Below are 19,102 nucleotides of genomic sequence, written 5' to 3' on the forward strand. Positions count from 1 at the left end.
TCCCGATGAAAAGCTGTGCCGTCTGGCGCGGCAGGGAGACGGACCCGCGATGGAGAATCTGATCCGTCGTTATACCCGTCTGGTCAAGACCTGTGCGCGGCCCTACTTTCTGGCAGGCGCCGATACAGAGGATTTGATGCAGGAGGGGATGCTCGGGCTGCTGAATGCCGTCCGGGAGTACGATGAGAGTAAGGGCGCACCCTTTGGAGCGTTTGCACGGTTGTGCATCACGCGGAAGATTTATTCCGCAGTGAAGGCGGCAGCGTCGCTCAAGCACGACCCGCTCAATCAGTCCATGTCAATCGATCGACCTCTGTTTGAAGACCTTGCGGAATCGCGTACCCGGGTAACTGCACCGAATGGTGATCCTGAATCGCTTGTTATCGGCAATGAGGAGAGGGAAGAGCGGAAAAAGAAGCTCTACTCGCTTTTGTCTGAATTTGAGGCACAGGTTTTGACGTTGTTTTTGGACGGCTTATCGTATGAAGAGATGTCCGAAGCGCTGCACAAACCGATCAAATCTGTGGATAATGCCGTCCAGCGCATCAAGCGAAAATCGGCAGCCATTAAACCTATTTAGGCGATAGCAGGCGCAGTGTCTGTACGCATATATTTCAAGGTTCCCGAGGGAACAGTATCAAAGAGAGGTAAAAACCATGTACGAAGACAAGACTTTAGTATGCAAGGAATGCGGTAAGGAGTTCGTGTTCACCGCTGGCGAGCAGGAGTTTTACGCAGAGCGCGGTTTCCAGAACGAGCCGCAGCGCTGCAAGTCCTGCCGCGATGCGCGTAAGAATGCTGCACGCGGTCCGCGTGAGTTCTTCACCGCTACCTGTGCTGCTTGCGGCGGCGAGGCTCGCGTTCCGTTCGAGCCGAAATCTGACCGCCCGGTATATTGCAGCGAGTGCTTCGCAAAGATGCGTGAGCAGTGATACCGTAACGGTAAAAAATCAATAAACGACACGTTAAAAGTGCCAGTAATGACTTCTCATTGCTGGTGCTTTTTTCTTTGCCCAAAAGAAAGGAATCAGCAAGGGAATGTATGTGTTCCGAAAAATGATAAAGAAATGAAGAATCGGATCCGCAGGCGATGGGCGGCTTGCGGCAAAAGAAAACCTCTGCTCAAAATGAGCAGAGGGGATCTTTTGATTTTAAGCAATAACATCGTATTTCAGGATTAAGCCACGTTTCTGCCGGTCGTCAAGGTCAACAATAGCGGCATCAATACTGGGAAATAAGCAAGGGCAGATATGACCTTTGCTGAGATTCACGAAGCTGTACATGTTTGTTCCCTTGTGGGGGAGCAGAAGTACGTCCAGCGTTTCGTTGCGCTTGAAAATGTAGAAATGCATAGAGAAGATCCTTTACTTGGCTTCGTTGATGGTAAGCAGCTCTTCGACCGTCTCTTTCTGCCGGCGAAGAAAGCTGAGATAGAAACCGTCAGAAACGGAAAATGCGATGCATGCTGCGTGCAGCAGAAGGGCTCCGATATGTATGAGAAGAGCTATAATCTCTGCGATGTTCATATTTTTTGATGCGTAAAAGGCATAGGCGGGATTGGCAAGCAGCAGATAAAAGTACCATAAGATAACCGCACTAACCGGAATCAGAGCGAACGATAAGACAATCCCAAAGCGGGTGTCTTTCTTAAGGACCTCGTATAAATGCAGAATATCGGCGTGCTTGGTTTCCAGTTCCTCGCGCGAAAAGCGGGAATAGTAATCCAAGTCACATAGTTTCTGGTGCTTGATGAATTCGGCTGCGCCGTTTTCATCGGACTTTGATGGTATATTGCTGGGCATAAGCGATAACTCCTGTAAATCGGGGTAGTTCTTGATAAAAAAGAAAAGGAAGACCCTAAAGAGCCTTCCTTTCAGGTCACAGGCCTCACGGGCTTCTGCGACACTAATCACTGTAAACAGTATAGCATGGCAATGCCGACCTGTAAAGCGCCGAGAAAGGCATTATTGTTCAGACGGTATTATTCCCGCATTGTCGAAAGCAGCGTTACGCTGGTCAGCACAACATCCGCCTGCGGCGGCTGAGGAGGGGACCAGATGTTAGGGCGAACGGCCTGAAGATGGTTATTTACGATCAGGTTCTTTCCGAGCGACTGCTGCAGTTCAACGATGTCTGCCGTTGTCAACTCGTGATCGCGGATGATGTTGGTTTCGCCAAAGCCCTTAACAGGGTTCTGTTTGGCAACATAAACGGTGTAGGCGTAGCCGATATAGTAGAGATAGTTCATGAGCGGTTACCTCTTTATATGTTGACTTGTGCTCACATTGAGCAGAGGCTAATGTCCAAACCCTCAGCGTTTTGAGGGCTTGGAAGAAGATAAAATTGCATGATACTCAAACCCTTACGATCAGGGCGGTGATAGAGCTTGGAAGAAGATAAAATTACATGGTACTCAAACCTACTTTTACTTGGGTGTTACCCTACTCTCGGTTTGGAAGAAGATAAAATTACAGGGCACTCAAACTCGTGCTGCTACCAATCCACTCGTTTTGGTGGAGAAAAAGCTACATGGTACTCAAACTTCGCAGCTGCTCGTTCCGGAAGGTGATCCGGGTTGGAAGAAGATAGAATTACAGGATACTCAAACCTCATCGGCGGAGGCACTGGTTTGGACGAGAAAGAAATTGCATGGTACTCAAACGCAACTTTTTTCGCGTGTCAAGCCCCCTTGTTTGGGAGGCGGAAGAAATTACAAGGTTCTCAAACCAAGATTGCAGCCGAGGCGGAACCTACCCCGGGTTGAAAGAAAATAAAATTACATGGTGCTCAAACTATAATCGCAATTGCGATAGAAATGTGTTGGGTTTGGAAGAGAATAAAACTACAGGGTTCTCAAGCATCATGCCGTTCTCTTATCCGCGTCTAATCGTTTTGGAAGCAGAAGAAATTGCATGGCGCTCAAACAAACTCGGCATCGTAAGTCAGTGAAAGAAGGAAATTGCATAGGGCTCAAACACGACCGTGCCGCGTGCTACACAAAGGTTTGGTTTGGAAGTATAAGAAATTGTATGGTACTCAAACAAACCGGACAGATGATTTTGTGCAAAAGTAGTTTTGAAAACAGAAGAAATTGCAAGGTTCTCAAATAAATGAAGATATAAATCCGTAAATGAGGATGTTTTAGAAGGGGGGATTACAGGGGCTCAAACGAGTGAAGGATGAGATCAGCGGTATGCGCTGGAATTACAGATCAACTCAAACAAAAAGAGAATACTGGCTGAGTATGGTTGGGTTGGCGGTAAAGAGCTTTTGAGAAAAGAAATTACACGGTACTCAACGGTACTCAAACCTTAAAAACCGTGCCGTCGCCATTGATAAGCTTAGAAGAGAAGTAGAATTACGTGGTTCTCAAACTCCGCCTTGATGTAGCTCGCGTTTTAGACGGGAAATACATGGTTCTCAAACCTATACACAGGCCAAAGATATCGGCCGCCTGATTTGGAAGAAGATAAAATTACATGGTACTCAAACACACACTCAGGTGTAACAGTCGGCAGGCGGTTTAAAAGAAGATAAAATTACATGGTGCTCAAGCCGAGATGTGGATGCAGAACGTGAGATCAGAGGATTGGAAAGAAACGAAATCACAGGGTTCTCAAACTGGACATGACGCAATCCATTTTGCCAGATTCGAAAGAATGCAAGACTTCAGCATTTTGAAGGCTTGGAGGAAGGTAAAATTATATGGTGCTCAAACCGGATTTCTTCGATGTGTCGATGGATTTCCGGTTTGGAAAGGTGTGAAGTTGCAGGGTTCTCAAACGTCAAGATGAGCCGCAGCGTTGTAAGAAAGCAAAATTACAGGATACTCAAACGGACATAGACTTTTTCACTGACCCCCTCAAGGTTTGGAAAAAGATAAAATTACATGGTACTCAAACTTTACAACAATATCACCTGGTTTAGAAGAAGATAAAATTACATGGCAATCAAACAGTCGCGACTGGGACTAAAAGATAAAAAAAGGGGGGGTAGAAGAAGATAAAATTACATGGTTCTCAAACTCGAAAAGATGTTCCGAATATTGCACCGTGGGTTTGGCAGACGTGAAATTACATGGTGCTCAAACCCCTGATGTTGCCGGCACGATATTCGAAGGAAAATGGAATTGCATGATGCTCAAACTGGCTTTCGAGCCGGAACACGCTTTGGAAGTGGAAGAAACCTTTGGATGTCGCACGTTCACTTATTTCACGATTTGAGCGGCTTTTCGGACAAGGATAGCAAGCAGTTGAATAAGATTGCATGCTGCGCTGGCGACAAACAAAGGAGCAAAGATAAATGCTCCCCAGTGGAAAAGCGTTAATACGGCAGAAAACAGGAGATTCGAGGGCCAGTATGGCACATGCAGCATCAACAGCCAACATTGCGCCCCAGCCAATGCCGATGAAAACATAACATCTTTGATTTGCAAAAGAATAGTCTGTTTGTCGATTAAGGTCTTTTGAGACATAAATAATCCTCCGAATTTGATTTGGAAATGGAATCGCGGGGTACTCAAATAATGAATTTCTTTTACCTCTATTGCATAAAATGCAAAAATGGAATCGAAGAATGCTTAAATAAAGTGGACGAAATTGCAGACGCTCAAACTTCACGGTCTGTTTCCCATTTAGAGCATTTACTTAGAAAAAATGAAAGATTGCAGGACACTCAAATGCAGAAACATGGATTGCTTTTGATTGAAAGTTGCAAATCCGCAAGCTAACGATGTTCATACAATGCAGAAGTTAAGCCGCACTCGCAGAACCAGACCAAGCCACGAAAAGCATCGGTAAATCCGAGACGAAATTGCAGGGTTCTTAAACAGGCTGGCGGTCATGCACAGTTGACCGTATGTTCTGGAAGAGAAAGAAATTACAGGGTTCTCAAATGCATGTATTGACTCAAAAGCGCTTTGAGGGTTTGGGAGAAGATAAAATTGCAGGGTACTCAAACGGCCAATGTGCGGGAGCTGCGCGGTCGGGCGGTTTGGAAGAAGATAAAATTGCAGAGTACTCAAACTTTGAGTTTCGGTACCGCCAACCCCTAAAAGGTTTGGAAGAAGATGAAATTACATGGTACTCAAACACATGCTACACCTAAGGCACATTTGAAAGGAAGCAAAATTACAGGATACTCAAACCGGATAAAGTCCTTTCCGAACGTCAGGTTTGGAAGAGTGTGAGATTACAGGGTTCTCAAATCTTTTGCGAATGAAGAAACGGCGTCCACGCGATTTGGAAGGGAATAGAATTGCAGGGTGCTCAAACCAAATCCTTTTCGATTGACTTACGGAGATAGGTTTAGAAGAAGATAAAATTGCATGATACTCAAACCATAGATTACCACAACGGAAGTGCTTTGGAAAAGAGTAAATTACATGGTACTCAAACGATGTACAATATCGCTCCTAAGTCGCCACCTTGGGTTGGAAGAAAGTAAAATTACAGGCCATTCAAATAAGAGAGAAAAATTGCAAGGCTCTCAAGAAGGGTACCCAAAGGGTTCAAATTGAAAACTCGAATCACAAACGCCTGGTCGCAAGAGAAGATAGACTTGTGCTCACAATGAGCAGAGGTTGATATCAAGCCCTCAGCATTTTGATGGTTTGGAAGAAGATAAAATTACATGGTACTCAAACAAACATAGCAGTCGCAGTCCTCACCGTAGAGGTTTGGAAGAAGATAAAATTACATGGTACTCAAACAAGCAAGATTTCGTCCGAAAACGGAACAAAGCTTTGGAAGAAGAGTAAAATTGCATGGTACTCAAACATATCTTGTACGGCAAATCAAATCAGCCCACTTTGAAGAAGAGTAAAATCGTATGGTTCTCAAATAAACAGGGCCCAATATTTTTGCGTACATTTCTGCTTGAAAGGCACAAAGAAATCGTAGGAGCACTTGTGCTCACATTGAGCAGAGGTCGATGAGAAACCCTCAGCGTTTTGAGGGTTTAGAAGAAGATGAAATTACATGATACTCAAACGCACAGAAATATACAGGAAACAACGAATTTGGTTTGGAAGAAGGTAAAATTACATGGTACTCAAACAATGCTACACTTTGATGCGTAATTACAGAGCTCTCAAATTCGGTAACACGGTCCTACGGCGCTTTGGAGAAGAGTGAAATTGCATGGTTCTCAAACCTGGTTCTGCGTCTGGGCCTGATTCTGTACGGTTTGGAGGAGTGTGAAATTACATGGTGCTCAAGCCCTACACCCGTTGAAAATCACGAATGTACAGGTTTGGAAGAAGATAAAATTACATGGTACTCAAACATACGTCAACTCGCCAACCAGACGGGTTTGGAAGGGTGTGAAATTACATGGTTCTCAAACAATTCAGTTCCATTTATATGTTACACACTCGATTTGGAGGGGTGTGAAATTGCAGGGTGCTCAAACAGATATTCACTATATTGTCAAGTCTTTTAAGGTTTGGAAGGGTGTAAAATTGCAGGATACTCAAACATCGGAAAATCAAAGAGCCGCTGTTTTGTAAGGAAGCAAAATTACATGGTGCTCAAGCCCTACAGCCGTTAAAAATCACGAATGTGCAGGGTTCTCAAGCTGAGATGGTTCACCTGTACTACGCTACAAATACAAAAAAATTGCAGGGCACTCAAACTCAAGAGACTCAGTCAGACGCACGACATCGGGTTTAGAAGAAGATGAAATTACATGGTACTCAAACACATGCTACACTTTCCAGCCAGAACACACTTGGAAGCGGAAGAAATTGCAGAATTCTCAAACAAGGATGTAGGCGGTTTTGCTTTGTAATTATTATACCATATCCTGATAGAAAAGCAAACATTTGTTCTATTTGTTTGAGAGCAGAAAAGGGTGAAGTTTAGGATGTGCTTCACAGAGAACGTAGATATTCCCTGATAAAGAATGATAAAAATGATTATGTGAGAAACAAAAAACAGAATTTAAGAAACGGAAAGGGAAACGTACATGATTTATTATGATGATTTTAGAGCTTTTGCAAAAGAGCATGAAGATGAAATTTTCGCGTATTTCGTTCGAGATGGAGAAGATGCTGCGCAGTATGGCACGATCATTGAGGTAGTGCCGTTGCCGGACGCAGATTTCCTGATTGGCTTCAATGTATGGACAGAATGCTATAACGATAAGGATTTCATGCTGTACCAGCAAGATGATCTCGAATATTATAAGCTGAGCGAGATTCGTCTGGGTATCAATCCGCATTTCGAAGCAGCAAGAGTTCCGCTAATGGGATAAGAATAAAACGCGGATGAAACATGAACGGCGAAAGGAGGTGATAAAATGAGCAAAATGGTCTATCTCCCGTATGTTCACTTTGAACAGGAAGAAGGAGAAGCGGAGGGTACCGGCTGGTACTTTACGCAGTATAATACAGAAACAGGAGAAGGTCGAGGCTGGCACGGAACAGAGTTCATGCCGGACTGCTTCTTCGAAACGAAATGCGAGAATGGAGAGCCGGAAACAAAGTTCTTTGATGTGCGTACCAATGAGCCAATCAAGCAGTGGAGTTGGCCGGAACCGCAGGATGACAATGCGTTCACAAACTATGGCTCGCTGGCTGAGTTCGTTGCGAATAATTCGCAGAAGGTGTTCCGTATTGTTGACCTCGATGAAGAAGCATACGACTGCTCATGCACAATTTATGGCCGATTGACTACATTGGTCGAACTGGCGAACAAGGATGCTCTGCTGGGCATTCAGGTGCTGCAGGAGAGCGATGACGGCAAGCTGTATGGAACGGATACGCTGGAATACTACAAACTCAGTGAGATCCGCCTGACAAGCTGCAAGGAGGACATGAAACGATATTATACCGATGAAGCTGCTGAGTGGATAGCCAATTACACATGGAATGCGTATGGTTCGTTCAGTAGATTTGCAGAGAAGAACAAAGACAGGGTCTTTCGAGTGATCGTAAAGCCGGAGTTCTGCGGCGATGTCCCGGAAGACAGCTTTGATGCAAGACGCTGTAAGATGTCTTCTGTCGTAACGCTGCCGGATGATGATGTCTTTATTGGGTTGCGGATGCTTGATATTGCGCAGGTGGAATACCGGAAACTGAGCGAGGTTCATCTGCAGTGGCGTGCAGACGATAATCAGCCTGAATGATCGGCGCAAAAAGAAAACCTCTGCTCAATATGAGCAGAGGAAGATGGATAAAGAAATGAAGATGAAATGCTGTTACTCTCCCTCAGATGCGATGAGAGGGCGAGCAGCAGAACGTACGAGAAACTCTAATCACCATTGCCATGGGCGAATATATCGCCGGTGAGAGGTTTTTAGCGGCTTTCGAGTAAGGAAGCTGCGCTTTACCAGCAATCGTGCTGGTCGATAAAGAAATGATTATAAAACGCTGTTGCCCGTCCTCAGATGCGACAGGAGGACGGGCAATGGGACGAATGTGAAATTTAACTACTGAAGATTAGAAACGCTTACAGCGCATTGTAGCGCTTATTTATCCCACGCCTCAGGAGCCGCCCCCGCCATCACCACCATCGATGCCAGCAGTGCACAAGGTGCTACCGTAACGATAAAAATCAATCTGCAATGCCTATTGCTTATATGGGCATCGGAACCCGAGCGCAAAGGATCATAGCAATAATACAAATCAGTATAGTTGCGATAAGAATAATGCATACAATCTCAATTTTGTATTCTTCCTTGTGCAGCTTGAACGCTGCAATAAGAACTATGGCACTTACAAGTGCGATAATACCTATTCCTTTCCATAACCATGAAAGTTCATGTATTAACTGCATTGTGGTCACTTCCTTTCTGAAATCTTGTAGAAAAAATATGGGATAGGATCACCCCACGTGTGTAGGGAAAAGACTTAAAATTATCCCGGTAACAATGGTCCATATTAGCCATCTACATTTATAAATATCGAAAATCTGGTTTTTGTAACACAAGAACAAATTGCATAAAAACTCCACCTAACCGCAAGGGTATAGATGGAGTAGGAATTTTCGATTGTGTAGGTGTTAATTTGACGGAGGAATATGCAGCATTCTAGCAGTTTCAAGCCATGCGATTTCATTGGACTCCAGCTCTTTGATTGCCTCAAGGCGAGTATCTCCTTGGGCGACGCAGCCTTTCAAATGCAGGCTCTTGGCGATCCAGACACGATGCCCATTGACGCTCTCACGGCTTATGGCGTAGGGATACAACATGAAGAACAGCTCCTTTAGCAATAAAAACGGATTTATATGACAAGGTGTAGCACAAGGCACGAGAACAGAACAAGAATACCCACAAAAGTTGTTGCCATTCCTGTGAGAAAACATCCCATAGTCAAAGAACCAGGAGAGGATTTGCTCGAGTCTTCAATTAGAAACGCAGTAAGCAGAAGGACGAGCCCGAAACAAAGCAAAAAAGCGCCTGCATGAATGTTAATAGGGATTATCATTTAGAGTTCTCCTTGTTTATGCAGATTTTGAAGGTAGAGGATTTTGCATAGGTCTTAAACTGGGGTACTTGCACTTCTTCCGCCGACAGCGGTTTGGATATATTTCGTTTTACATAGGTCTCAAACTCATCGAGGTTAAGGCACGCATCTCGGCTATGAGTGGAGGTATTTTGTTTTACATAGGTCTCAAACCGATTTTCAAGCAGGTTGTTGATACCGAACGGTTTGGATATATTTCGTTTTACATAGGTCTCAAACCCTGATGGAACGGATATTTCATATCCGGTTGGAGGTGTATGGTTTTACATGGGTCTCAAACTATAAAGGCAAAATAAACAGAGCCCCCGAGGTTTGAAGGTATTTCGTTTTGCATAGGTCTCAAGCTATGATCCAACACGGCATTATGTTTAAAGGCATCCTGTTTTGCATAGACCTCAAACGCAAAAAGCCAACCTAACGGTGGAGGGCAGGGCTCAAAAGCCAGTCCAAAAGACTTTTACATATAAGAGAAAGGTCTTAATCTTTCCGAGTAGCTTTGTTGTAATCAGCCTGTCCGGCCGCAATAACAGCGGTCACGCAAACAACCGTTGCTAAAAGACACAGGCCAGCAATAATGCCGATGATAAACAAAGAAATCGCCTCCTATATAAGCAAAAATGGTTGTGAATTTACAAGGTTAAGTAACTCAAACGCGCGTAGCGGACCAGGATAGCCGATAAAAGAGGTTTGACATAGGCTCAAACGATAATTTAACGCCCCTATGAGATAGGCAGGTCACTGGGAAGCCGCAATCAGGTAATTTACATAGGTCTCAAACGCACGACCGTTCAAAACGAAGACTGTATCACGTTTAGAGGTATCGGATTTTACATAGGTCTCAAATTAAGCGCGAACCTATGTTGGAATGCCGTCGGTTTTGGAGGTAAGTGATTTTACATAAGGACTCAAACAGGGCAGTAACAGTCGTCTGGAAATCGAAGAAATAGAGGTGTTTGCTGTTTTACATAGGTCTCAAACTGCAATCGTAAACCCTATTCTCTTTGATTTAGATGCAAGATAGGACTCAAACCCTGATGGAACGGATATTTCATATCCGGTTGGAGGTGGATAGTTTTACATAGATCTCAAACAGAAAAGATATGTGGACTAATCAGGTAAGAGTTTGAAGGTGTCCTGTTTTACATAGGTCTCAAACGGCAGGCACAGGATTGTAATAGGTTGGTGGTTTTAGAGATAGTTTGTTTTACACGAGACTCAAACAAATTACTGATTTGCGGTCTATTTTCCTTTGTTTTGGTTTTACATAAGTCTCAACATAGGTCTCAAACTTAAACTGTATTCGCAAAAACAGGTTTTGGAGGTGAGTGATTTTATATGGGACTCAAGCGTTATGTAGTCGCACTTCCAGCGCACGGCAAACGGCTGGTCTGTTACATCGCCGATAGAGATGGGTTTGGAGGTATATGGTTTCACATAGGTCTCAAACATTATGAAAACATATAACAACATCCCCTCCGTTTTAGAGGTGAGTCATTTTACATAGATCTCAAACGGCATTGAAAGAAGTTCGTCTTAGAAATGTTTGATTTTACATAGGTCTCAAGCTGTTAGCCAATGGCACAGGACACAGAGATAAGAGGTAGTTGATTTTACATAAAACTCAAACGAACGCAGAAAAGACAAAAATAATCGTGTTGTTTTAGATGTATTTTGTTTTACAGGCTCAAACGGCTGGTCTGTTACATCGCCGACAGAGGCAGATTTAAAGGTATCTGATTTTACATAGGCCTCAAATTTCCTTTCAGGGTTATTCGGGGACAATGTGAGGTTTTAGGAGTGTTTGATTTTACATAGGTCTCAAACGATGCGCCTATTACCGTCGTTAGGAGTCTTGTTTTAATAGTGTTTGATTTTACATAGGTCTCAAACGGGGAAGAGGTGTATTTTTTTCGCGCGCCAGGTTTGGAGGCGAGTAATTTTACATAGGTATCAAAAAATGATCCTTTTAGAGATGTAGGTGATTTTACATAGGTCTCAATTATCGAGATATTTTCCCCTGAGAGTGATTTGGAGGCATTTGTTTTGCATGGATTGTAAAAAATAGGACTCAAATGACCGGTCTGAACGGTGATAATAAGGTAAATGATTTCACATAGGTCTCAAACTATAGGCAAGCTATAAGAGGATGATAGGAGTTTTGTTGGTATGTTGCATTACAGAGGGCTCAAATTATGTATGAGGTATGGGACGAAAAGAATTTTTAAGTGTGAGTAATTTTACATAGGTCTCAAACAATTGCCGATGCCGTTGCAAGTGAGGATAGATTTTGGAGGCGTTTGATTTTACATAGGTCTCAAACAAGCGAATGGCCATGCTCAGCTGACCGCATGTTTTGGAGATGTGCGATTTTACATAGGTCTCAAACGATGAACTACCGCCAAAGAAATCAACAGCGGTTTTGGAGGTAAGTCATTCATAGGCACTCTCGTTAGGATTGCGGTCAAATAATCCCATAACAGTTACCTCCTGTTAGATATCAATCAGTGTTGCATTTTTTAGGATTTCAAAGTTTGTACGAGAAGGAAGAATGAATCGACTGATTTCGCCTGTTTCTTTATCAATGGCAATACCAGCATTGCCGAATTTAGGCTGGTCTTTCTTTCCGGCATATACAATCCAAATCTTTTTTGCATCGTATACTTTGGTTAGTTCCTGTTGGCCTTTCTCGGCATAATACTTTCTCGCAATCTCTACTGCAATATGAAAATCAATCATCTGTTACCCCCCCTTACGACAATCCAATAATAGGCACTCTCGTTAGAATTGCGGTCAAATAATCCCATAGCAGTTACCTCCTTGTTCTCCCTGAGAAATACTCGTAAATCGGTTTGAAGGATGGCGCTTTAATTTCCTCCGTTTCGGTCAGGTAAGAAATATACGCATCTTTAACATCGTCCAATAGCCCGCTGTGCTTTACATACGATTCTGTCAAGATGTCTAACTGTTTGGAGAGCGTCCGCTTACGAACAAAATCTGTCTTTCCTCCAGCATTGGATAAATCAGCAAGTGAAGGAAACTGTGATGTTATCGACTTATACAAATCAGAAGACGATGCTATGACAGATTCCTCATTGACAGAATATATCACATAGCTGAAACTCTGGTTTGATCCATCCAGGTTGCTTCTCTCAGCAATAAACACAACATACGCACGAGTAGAGTGCGTCACAAAGAAAGTATCCTTCAGACTCAGGGAATACCCTTTAATCGCAAACTCGCTGCTGTTATATACTCTTTGCATAATCTCATTTATCATAGACATATCACTTCCTCCTTTCTTTTGTTCTATCTGGCCCGCCTTACTCACGATTGAAGTCACGAGTGTGCGGCGGGTAAATTATCAATTCTCGATGATCTGAAGAAGAGTTTTGGAGGTGTTTTACATAGGACTTGAACGATCACATATTTTCGTGGAGACATTCATCGCCGCAATAACAACGCATCGCAAGTGTACCTTTACTATGACGGTTGATGATTTCACATGCCGTATGCGTGGGCATCTCTATAATCCAGAATCCATTGCGGAAATAGCTCTTCGGCGGAAGATAACCGAATTCGAAGAGATCTTGTTTAATAGTCTCAACTTCAGCTTCGGAATCACACATACTTAAAGGCCAAATGACCAGTGTGTTGCGGTTAGCGAAATTAGACTTTAGATATGAACGAAGCATATCGTCAACGGTTACATGTTCAAGTTTCATAATAGCCCTTCTTTCTTTAAACGCAACATTTGCTTTGTAATTATTATACCATATTTCAGTGAAAAAGCAAACAATTGTTCGATGCCCGGACTTATGCAGTTTTTGCATTAGCGAAAGGGAAGTGAACTGTGATATACTACAAAATTTGCGCCAGAATCGCTAGTATGGCAGGGGACAAGTGGTTCGGAAAGAACCCTTACTCTTACCCGTACCGTACCTCATACGCCGTCTACACGTCGCTGCAGCCTATTCCATTTTGCACTTAGCAGGGTTGACATTGGTATGGTATAATGCAGGGTTTGGGCACTTTTTTATTTGTCCGGAGCAAAAATAGTCTTCAAATAAGAAAGAGAAAAGAGGTGTGAAAAATGAGAAAAATGGTCTATCTCCCATATGTTCGTTTTGATCAGGAAGGAGAAGGTCGAGGCTGGCATGGAACAGAGTTCATGCCGGACTATCTCTATTAGGTTGCGGATGCTTGATACTGCGCAGGTGGAATACCGGAAACTGAGCGAGGTTCATCTGCAGTGTCGTGTAGACGATAAAACGATGGGGTTTTAACGTGTCATTTGTATGGTTTTTAACGTGTGGAATACAAGCAGTGATACCGTAACGATAAAAAATCAATAAATGACACGTTAAAAGTGCCAGTAATGACTTTTCTCATTGCTGGTGCTTTTTTCTTTGCCCACAGGAAAGGAATCGGCAAGGGAATGTATGTGTTCCGAAAAATGATAAAGAAATGAAGAATCGGATCCGCAGGCGAAGGGCGGCTTGCGGCAAAAGAAAACCTCTGCTCAAAATGAGCAGAGGGGATCTTTTGATTTTAAGCAATAACGTTGTATTCCAGAATTAAGCCGCGCTTCTGCCGGTCGTCAAGGTCAGCAATAGCGGCATCAATACTGGGAAATAAGCAAGGGCAGATATGACCTTTGCTAAGATTCACGAAGCTGTACATGTTTGTTCCCTTGTGGGGGAGCAGAAGTACGTCCAGCGTTTCGTTGCGCTTGAAAATGCAGAAATGCATAGAGAAGAGCCTCCTTTACTTGGTTTCGTTGATGGTAAGCAGCTCTTCGACCGTCTTTTTCTGCCGGCGAAGAAAGCCGAGATAGAAACCGTCAGAAACGGAAAATGTGATGAATGCTGCGTGCAGCAGAAGGGCTCCGATATGTATGAGAAGAGCTATAATCTCTGCGATGTTCATATTTTTTGATGCGTAAAAGGCATAGGCGGGATTGGCAAGCAGCAGATAGAAGTCCCACAAGATAAACGCACTAACCGGAATCAGAACGAACGATAAGACAATCCAAAAGCGGGTGTCTTTCTTAAGAGCCTCATATAAATGCAGAATATCGGCGTGCTTGGTTTCCAGTTCCTCGCGCGAAAAGCGGGAATAGTAATCCAAGTCACATAGTTTCTGGTGCTTGATGAATTCGGCTGCGCCGTTTTCATCGGACTTTGATGGTATATTGCTAGGCATAGGCGATAACTCCTGTAAATCGAGGTAGTTCTTGATAAAAAGAAAAGGAAGACCCTAAAGAGCCTTCCTTATCGAAAGTGTCGGTAATGAAATCCTCATTACCGGCACTTTTTTATTTGTCCGCAGTAAAAATAGTCCTCAAATAAGGAGGAAAAAAGGTGTGAAAAATGAAAAAATGATCTATCTCCCATATGCTCGTTTTGAGCAGGAAGAAGGAGAAGCAGAGGGCAGCGGCTGGTACTTTACGTAGAATAATGCCGAAACTGGAGAAGGTAAAGGCTGGCACGGAACAGAGTTCATGCCGGATTGCTTCTTTGAAACGAACTGCGAGTGCGGCGAACCGGAAACAAAGTTCTTTGACGTGCATATCAATGAGCCGATCGAGCAGTGGAGTTGGCCGGAACCGCCGGATGACGATGCGTTCACGAACTATGGCTCGCTGGATGAGTTTGTAGCGAATAATTCGCAGAAGGTGTTCCGCATTGTTGACCTCAATAAAGAAGCACAGGACTGTCCCTGCATGATCTATGGTCGCCTGAGTACGATGATAGAGCTGGCGGATAAAGGCGCTCTGCTGGGCATTCAGGTGCTGCAGGAGAGCGATGATGGCAAGCTATATGATACGGATACGCTGGAATACTATAAACTCAATGAGATCCGCCTGACAAGCTGCGAGATCCGCCTGACAAGCTGCCAAGAAGACATGGGATATGCGTTTTACCCTCTATCCACACCAAATTTAAAATAGCCCATCTCGTCGCAAATCTTGACAAAATCCGCAAAAACCGATACAATATAAAAGCTAAAAAGGAATTTCGGCTCCTGCTCTGACGGCGGGAGCCTTTTTGGAGGAAAACCATATGCAACTCACATTATGCTGCCCGACCCTGTTCGGGCTGGAGGGCATCGTCGCGGATGAGCTGCGCTTCGGCGGCAGGCTGACCGACGTGCATGCGGAAAACGGCCGCGTGCTGTTCACCGGTGACGAAAACACGCTTGCATGGGCGAACCTGAACCTGCGGTGCGCCGAGCGTGTGCTCATCCGCATCGGCACATTCAAAGCCAAAACGTTCGACCAGCTGTTCGAGGGCGTAAAAGCACTCCCGTGGGAGCAGTTCATTCCGGCGGACGGCGCATTTCCGGTCAAGGGTCACAGTCTGGACTCCGCGCTGCACTCGATTCCGGACTGCCAGAAGATCATCAAAAAGGCAGTCGTATCGCGCCTGGGCGCGAAGTACGGTCAGACCTGGTTTGATGAGATTGGTGAAAAGTATCAGATTCAGTTCGCCATCATGCACGATGTGGCTGAGCTGTACCTCGATACCTCGGGTGCCGGTCTGCACAAGCGCGGCTACCGCGCCAACAGCAATGCGGCGCCGCTTCGTGAGACGCTGGCGGCGGCTATGGTCAAGCTGGCGCGCTGGCGCGGGCGCGATCCGTTCCTCGACCCGTTCTGCGGCTCGGGCACAATTGCGATTGAGGCGGCCATGATCGCGCAGCGCCGTGCCCCCGGTCTGCTGCGCCGCTTTGACGCGGAAAAGTGGAGCTGCTTTGACAAGTCGGTCTGGCAGCAGGCGCGCGAGAGTGCGCTCGACTTTGCCCAGCCGGACGCAAAATTCGATATCGTCGGCAGCGACATCGACCCGGACTGCGTGCAGCTGTCCATCGAGAACGCGCGCAAGGCCGGTGTAGCGAACACGGTGTTCTTCGAGCGCGCGGACGCGACCAAGCGCGATTACAGCGGTGCAGGCGTACTGTTTGCCAATCCGCCGTACGGTGAGCGTCTGCTGGACTTGCAGCAGGCGGAAAAGCTGTACGCCGACCTCGGCAGAGCGACAAAAAACAGCCCGATGAAGCAGTATCTGCTCAGCTCGGACCCGTTGTTCGAGCGTTGCTACGGCCGCAAGGCGGATAAGCGCCGCAAGCTGTATAACGGCATGATCAAGTGCGAGCTGCATATGTATTTTAAAGACCCGTCTGCATCAAACAGGGGAGAGAATAAGCACTCCGACCGACCGTCTGCTAAACGGTCGGCAAAACGCTGAGCAGTACAGGGCACTGTTCATAATTTGTTTAGAAAATTTTTGTGAAAATTCCGGATTACCCCCTTGCATATTGCGGCTCCTTGGTGTAAGATAATACTCGAAGTTAGCACTCGGGTAATTTGAGTGCTAACCCCCAACATTGTAAAATCTTATTTTTCATAGGAGGAATCCATTATGAAGCTCAAGCCCCTTTGCGACCGCGTAGTTATCAAGATGGTCGAGGCGGAGGAGACCACCGCAAGCGGCATTATTCTTACCGCATCCGCACAGGAGAAGCCCCAGGTTGCTGAAATCATTGAAGTAGGCCCAGGCGGTGTTGTTGACGGCAAGGAAATCAAGATGGAAGTTCAGAAGGGCCAGAAGGTCATTACCGGCAAGTACACCGGTACTGAGGTTAAGCTGGACGGCGAGAAGTATATCATCGTTCGTCAGAGCGACATTCTGGCAATCGTAGAGTAATTTTCAGGAGGTAATTCATCATGGCTAAGCAGCTTATTTACGGCGAGGACGCGCGCAAGGCTCTGCAGCGCGGTATTGATCAGCTCGCTGATACCGTTAAGGTAACCATCGGTCCGAAGGGCCGCAACGTTGTACTGGATAAGAAGTACGGCGGTCCGCTGATCACCAACGACGGTGTTACCATTGCTAAGGAGATCGAGCTGGACGACGCTTTCGAGAACATGGGCGCACAGCTTGTTAAGGAAGTTGCCACCAAGACCAACGACATCGCAGGCGACGGCACCACCACCGCTACCGTTCTGGCGCAGGCTTTCGTTCGTGAGGGTCTGAAGAACGTAGCAGCAGGTGCAAACCCGATGGTAATGCGCCGCGGTATCTCCAAGGCAGTCAAGGCTGCTGTTGCAGCAATCGCTGAGAACTCCAAGAAGGTTGACGGCACGGGCGACATCGCTCGTGTAGGCGCTATCTCCTCCAGCTCTGACGAGATCGGCACCCTGATCGCAGAGGCTATGGAGAAGGTTTCCACCGACGGCGTTATCACCGTTGAGGAGTCCAAGACCGCTGAGACCTACTCCGAGGTTGTTGAGGGCATGCAGTTCGACCGCGGCTATATCACCCCGTATATGTGCACCGACACCGAGAAGATGGAAGCAAACCTGGATGATGCTCTGGTGCTGATCACCGATAAGAAGCTGTCCAACATTCAGGAGCTGCTGCCGATCCTCGAGCAGGTTGTTAAGGCCGGCAAGAAGCTGTTGCTCATCGCTGAGGACGTTGAGGGCGAGGCTCTGTCCACCCTGATCGTAAACCGTCTGCGCGGCACCTTCACCTGCGTAGCTGTTAAGGCTCCGGGCTTTGGCGATCGCCGCAAGGATATGCTCCGCGACATCGCAATCCTGACCGGCGGTACCGTAATCTCTGAGGAGGTTGGTATCGAGCTGAAGGACGCTACCATGGATATGCTGGGTTCTGCCCGTCAGATCAAGGTAACCAAGGAGAACACCACCATCGTTGACGGTGCTGGCGACAAGCAGGCTATCGCAAACCGCGTTGCTGAGATCCGCGGCGCAATCGAGCGCACCACCTCTGACTTCGACCGTGAGAAGCTGCAGGAGCGTCTGGCTAAGCTGGCCGGCGGCGTAGCAGTTATCAAGGTTGGCGCTGCAACCGAGACCGAGATGAAGGAGCAGAAGCTCCGCATCGAGGATGCACTGAACGCAACCCGCGCAGCTGTTGAGGAAGGCATCGTAGCAGGCGGCGGCGTAGCTTATGTAAACGCTATCGCAGCGGTTGAGGCTCTGGCTGCAGAGGCAACCGGCGATGAGAAGACCGGTATGCAGATTGTTGCACGCGGTCTGGAAGCACCGATGAAGCAGATCGCTGCCAATGCAGGCATCGAGGGCGCAATCGTTGTTGATAAGGTTAAGCACGCTGACAAGGTTGGCTACGGCTTTGACGCTGCAACCGAGACCTACGGCGACATGATCGCAAACGGCATCGTTGACCCGACCAAGGTAAACCGTTCCGCACTGCAGAATGCAGCATCCGTTGCTTCGATGGTTCTGACCACCGAGAGCCTGGTTGCTGATAAGAAGGAGCCGGTTCCGGCTGCTCCGGCTGCTCCGGATATGGGCGGTATGTACTAAGAAGTACCGAAAAATACTGAAAACGCTGGAGATTTTAAGGGTTAAAAGGCAAACTTGTGATAATCGTCAGTGGAAAAGCATCAGATATGTAAAAGACCGATGTCTGCATTTTGCAGGCATCGGCCTTTTATGTTGTCGAAAAATTACAGATACAAATGTGCTTAATGTATTCTTCAAGAGGCTTGAGACTTACCCGGAAATGAAAACAGAGCGCTTCACAGCAGTGAAACGCTCTGTTTTTGTATGAGTATCATCGGACTTGCGTGCTCCGGAGCTTCATGCGG

Annotated in this window: 18 protein-coding genes; 9 read left to right on the forward strand and 9 right to left on the reverse strand. The window is 45.9% G+C overall.

Going from position 1 to position 19,102, the window contains the following annotated elements; genetic code table 11:
- Window positions 1-49 precede the first annotated feature (49 nt).
- Both DW088_RS00985 and DW088_RS00990 read left to right on the forward strand, forming a co-directional pair.
- Entirely contained in the window at window positions 50-580 is a 531-nt protein-coding gene (locus DW088_RS00985; RefSeq protein WP_243029716.1) for a sigma-70 family RNA polymerase sigma factor, read from the forward strand.
- Between the two features lie 76 nt (window positions 581-656).
- Entirely contained in the window at window positions 657-932 is a 276-nt protein-coding gene (locus DW088_RS00990; RefSeq protein WP_117490422.1) for a zinc-ribbon domain containing protein, read from the forward strand.
- A 432-nt stretch (window positions 933-1,364) separates the two neighbouring features.
- Here DW088_RS00990 and DW088_RS01000 read toward each other — a convergent pair whose 3' ends face one another.
- Window positions 1,365-1,802, reverse strand: a complete 438-nt coding sequence (locus DW088_RS01000) for a hypothetical protein (RefSeq protein ID WP_118358785.1) — start codon at window positions 1,800-1,802, stop codon at window positions 1,365-1,367.
- A gap of 179 nt (window positions 1,803-1,981) precedes the next feature.
- Window positions 1,982-2,248, reverse strand: a complete 267-nt coding sequence (locus DW088_RS01005; protein WP_118358787.1) for a hypothetical protein — start codon at window positions 2,246-2,248, stop codon at window positions 1,982-1,984.
- Between the two features lie 401 nt (window positions 2,249-2,649).
- Here DW088_RS01005 and DW088_RS15635 point away from each other — a divergent pair, with 401 nt between their 5' ends.
- Complete coding sequence (locus DW088_RS15635) at window positions 2,650-2,949, forward strand: hypothetical protein (protein ID WP_147356521.1); 300 nt, start codon at window positions 2,650-2,652, stop codon at window positions 2,947-2,949.
- 1,258 nt (window positions 2,950-4,207) lie between these two features.
- On the opposite strand, the gene DW088_RS01010 is transcribed toward DW088_RS15635, so the two are convergent.
- Window positions 4,208-4,474 carry a hypothetical protein gene (locus DW088_RS01010; protein ID WP_118358789.1) on the reverse strand — a complete coding sequence of 89 codons (267 nt, stop codon included), beginning with the start codon at window positions 4,472-4,474 and terminating at the stop codon, window positions 4,208-4,210.
- A gap of 2,492 nt (window positions 4,475-6,966) precedes the next feature.
- On the opposite strand from DW088_RS01010, the gene DW088_RS01015 reads away from it, so the two are divergent.
- A complete protein-coding gene (locus DW088_RS01015) occupies window positions 6,967-7,254 on the forward strand; it encodes a hypothetical protein (RefSeq protein WP_118358791.1) in 288 nt (95 codons plus the stop codon).
- A gap of 45 nt (window positions 7,255-7,299) precedes the next feature.
- Window positions 7,300-8,127 (forward strand): hypothetical protein, encoded by an 828-nt coding sequence (locus tag DW088_RS01020; RefSeq protein WP_118358793.1) that lies wholly within the window; start codon window positions 7,300-7,302, stop codon window positions 8,125-8,127.
- A gap of 875 nt (window positions 8,128-9,002) precedes the next feature.
- Here DW088_RS01020 and DW088_RS15640 read toward each other — a convergent pair.
- The 6 genes from DW088_RS15640 to DW088_RS01060 all read right to left on the reverse strand — a co-directional run bounded on the left by DW088_RS15640 (window position 9,003) and on the right by DW088_RS01060 (window position 14,668).
- Window positions 9,003-9,191: a type II toxin-antitoxin system HicB family antitoxin gene (locus DW088_RS15640; protein ID WP_147356522.1), complete on the reverse strand. Its 189-nt coding sequence runs from the start codon at window positions 9,189-9,191 to the stop codon at window positions 9,003-9,005.
- A gap of 2,765 nt (window positions 9,192-11,956) precedes the next feature.
- A complete protein-coding gene (locus tag DW088_RS01040; protein ID WP_118358801.1) occupies window positions 11,957-12,202 on the reverse strand; it encodes a hypothetical protein in 246 nt (81 codons plus the stop codon).
- A 73-nt stretch (window positions 12,203-12,275) separates the two neighbouring features.
- Window positions 12,276-12,749 carry a hypothetical protein gene (locus tag DW088_RS01045; RefSeq protein WP_118358803.1) on the reverse strand — a complete coding sequence of 158 codons (474 nt, stop codon included), beginning with the start codon at window positions 12,747-12,749 and terminating at the stop codon, window positions 12,276-12,278.
- A gap of 136 nt (window positions 12,750-12,885) precedes the next feature.
- The gene (locus tag DW088_RS01050) at window positions 12,886-13,188 is read right to left on the reverse strand and encodes a hypothetical protein (protein WP_118358805.1); all 303 of its coding nucleotides are present in this window, start codon (window positions 13,186-13,188) and stop codon (window positions 12,886-12,888) included.
- An 826-nt stretch (window positions 13,189-14,014) separates the two neighbouring features.
- On the reverse strand, window positions 14,015-14,215 hold the full coding sequence (locus tag DW088_RS01055) for a hypothetical protein (RefSeq protein WP_118358807.1): 201 nt from the start codon (window positions 14,213-14,215) through the stop codon (window positions 14,015-14,017).
- A gap of 15 nt (window positions 14,216-14,230) precedes the next feature.
- A complete protein-coding gene (locus DW088_RS01060) occupies window positions 14,231-14,668 on the reverse strand; it encodes a hypothetical protein (protein ID WP_118358809.1) in 438 nt (145 codons plus the stop codon).
- A gap of 298 nt (window positions 14,669-14,966) precedes the next feature.
- Here DW088_RS01060 and DW088_RS01065 point away from each other — a divergent pair, with 298 nt between their 5' ends.
- The 4 genes from DW088_RS01065 (at window position 14,967) to groL (ending at window position 18,818) form a co-directional block, all read left to right on the forward strand.
- Complete coding sequence (locus tag DW088_RS01065; protein WP_118358811.1) at window positions 14,967-15,416, forward strand: hypothetical protein; 450 nt, start codon at window positions 14,967-14,969, stop codon at window positions 15,414-15,416.
- Window positions 15,417-15,528: 112 nt separating this feature from the next.
- Complete coding sequence (locus DW088_RS01070; protein WP_118358813.1) at window positions 15,529-16,713, forward strand: THUMP domain-containing class I SAM-dependent RNA methyltransferase; 1,185 nt, start codon at window positions 15,529-15,531, stop codon at window positions 16,711-16,713.
- 174 nt (window positions 16,714-16,887) lie between these two features.
- Window positions 16,888-17,172 carry a co-chaperone GroES gene (locus tag DW088_RS01075; protein ID WP_110436870.1) on the forward strand — a complete coding sequence of 95 codons (285 nt, stop codon included), beginning with the start codon at window positions 16,888-16,890 and terminating at the stop codon, window positions 17,170-17,172.
- A 20-nt stretch (window positions 17,173-17,192) separates the two neighbouring features.
- Entirely contained in the window at window positions 17,193-18,818 is a 1,626-nt protein-coding gene (gene groL, locus DW088_RS01080; RefSeq protein WP_118358815.1) for a chaperonin GroEL, read from the forward strand.
- Window positions 18,819-19,102 lie beyond the last annotated feature (284 nt).

The organism is Butyricicoccus sp. AM05-1, from assembly GCF_003474415.1.
GTDB lineage: Bacteria > Bacillota > Clostridia > Oscillospirales > Butyricicoccaceae > Agathobaculum > Agathobaculum butyriciproducens.

What these genes read in the sequence shown, in the direction of transcription:
- DW088_RS15640 (WP_147356522.1), bottom strand. Translation starts at nt 9,191, where the DNA reads ATGTTGTATCCCTACGCCATAAGCCGTGAGAGCGTCAATGGGCATCGT.
- DW088_RS01010 (WP_118358789.1), bottom strand. Translation starts at nt 4,474, where the DNA reads ATGTCTCAAAAGACCTTAATCGACAAACAGACTATTCTTTTGCAAATC.
- DW088_RS01040 (WP_118358801.1), bottom strand. Translation starts at nt 12,202, where the DNA reads ATGATTGATTTTCATATTGCAGTAGAGATTGCGAGAAAGTATTATGCC.
- DW088_RS01005 (WP_118358787.1), bottom strand. Translation starts at nt 2,248, where the DNA reads ATGAACTATCTCTACTATATCGGCTACGCCTACACCGTTTATGTTGCC.
- DW088_RS01000 (WP_118358785.1), bottom strand. Translation starts at nt 1,802, where the DNA reads ATGCCCAGCAATATACCATCAAAGTCCGATGAAAACGGCGCAGCCGAA.
- DW088_RS01075 (WP_110436870.1), top strand. Translation starts at nt 16,888, where the DNA reads ATGAAGCTCAAGCCCCTTTGCGACCGCGTAGTTATCAAGATGGTCGAG.
- DW088_RS01015 (WP_118358791.1), top strand. Translation starts at nt 6,967, where the DNA reads ATGATTTATTATGATGATTTTAGAGCTTTTGCAAAAGAGCATGAAGAT.
- DW088_RS01045 (WP_118358803.1), bottom strand. Translation starts at nt 12,749, where the DNA reads ATGTCTATGATAAATGAGATTATGCAAAGAGTATATAACAGCAGCGAG.
- DW088_RS01060 (WP_118358809.1), bottom strand. Translation starts at nt 14,668, where the DNA reads ATGCCTAGCAATATACCATCAAAGTCCGATGAAAACGGCGCAGCCGAA.
- DW088_RS00985 (WP_243029716.1), top strand. Translation starts at nt 50, where the DNA reads ATGGAGAATCTGATCCGTCGTTATACCCGTCTGGTCAAGACCTGTGCG.
- groL (WP_118358815.1), top strand. Translation starts at nt 17,193, where the DNA reads ATGGCTAAGCAGCTTATTTACGGCGAGGACGCGCGCAAGGCTCTGCAG.
- DW088_RS01065 (WP_118358811.1), top strand. Translation starts at nt 14,967, where the DNA reads ATGCCGGATTGCTTCTTTGAAACGAACTGCGAGTGCGGCGAACCGGAA.
- DW088_RS01055 (WP_118358807.1), bottom strand. Translation starts at nt 14,215, where the DNA reads ATGCATTTCTGCATTTTCAAGCGCAACGAAACGCTGGACGTACTTCTG.
- DW088_RS01020 (WP_118358793.1), top strand. Translation starts at nt 7,300, where the DNA reads ATGAGCAAAATGGTCTATCTCCCGTATGTTCACTTTGAACAGGAAGAA.
- DW088_RS01070 (WP_118358813.1), top strand. Translation starts at nt 15,529, where the DNA reads ATGCAACTCACATTATGCTGCCCGACCCTGTTCGGGCTGGAGGGCATC.
- DW088_RS00990 (WP_117490422.1), top strand. Translation starts at nt 657, where the DNA reads ATGTACGAAGACAAGACTTTAGTATGCAAGGAATGCGGTAAGGAGTTC.
- DW088_RS01050 (WP_118358805.1), bottom strand. Translation starts at nt 13,188, where the DNA reads ATGAAACTTGAACATGTAACCGTTGACGATATGCTTCGTTCATATCTA.
- DW088_RS15635 (WP_147356521.1), top strand. Translation starts at nt 2,650, where the DNA reads ATGGTACTCAAACGCAACTTTTTTCGCGTGTCAAGCCCCCTTGTTTGG.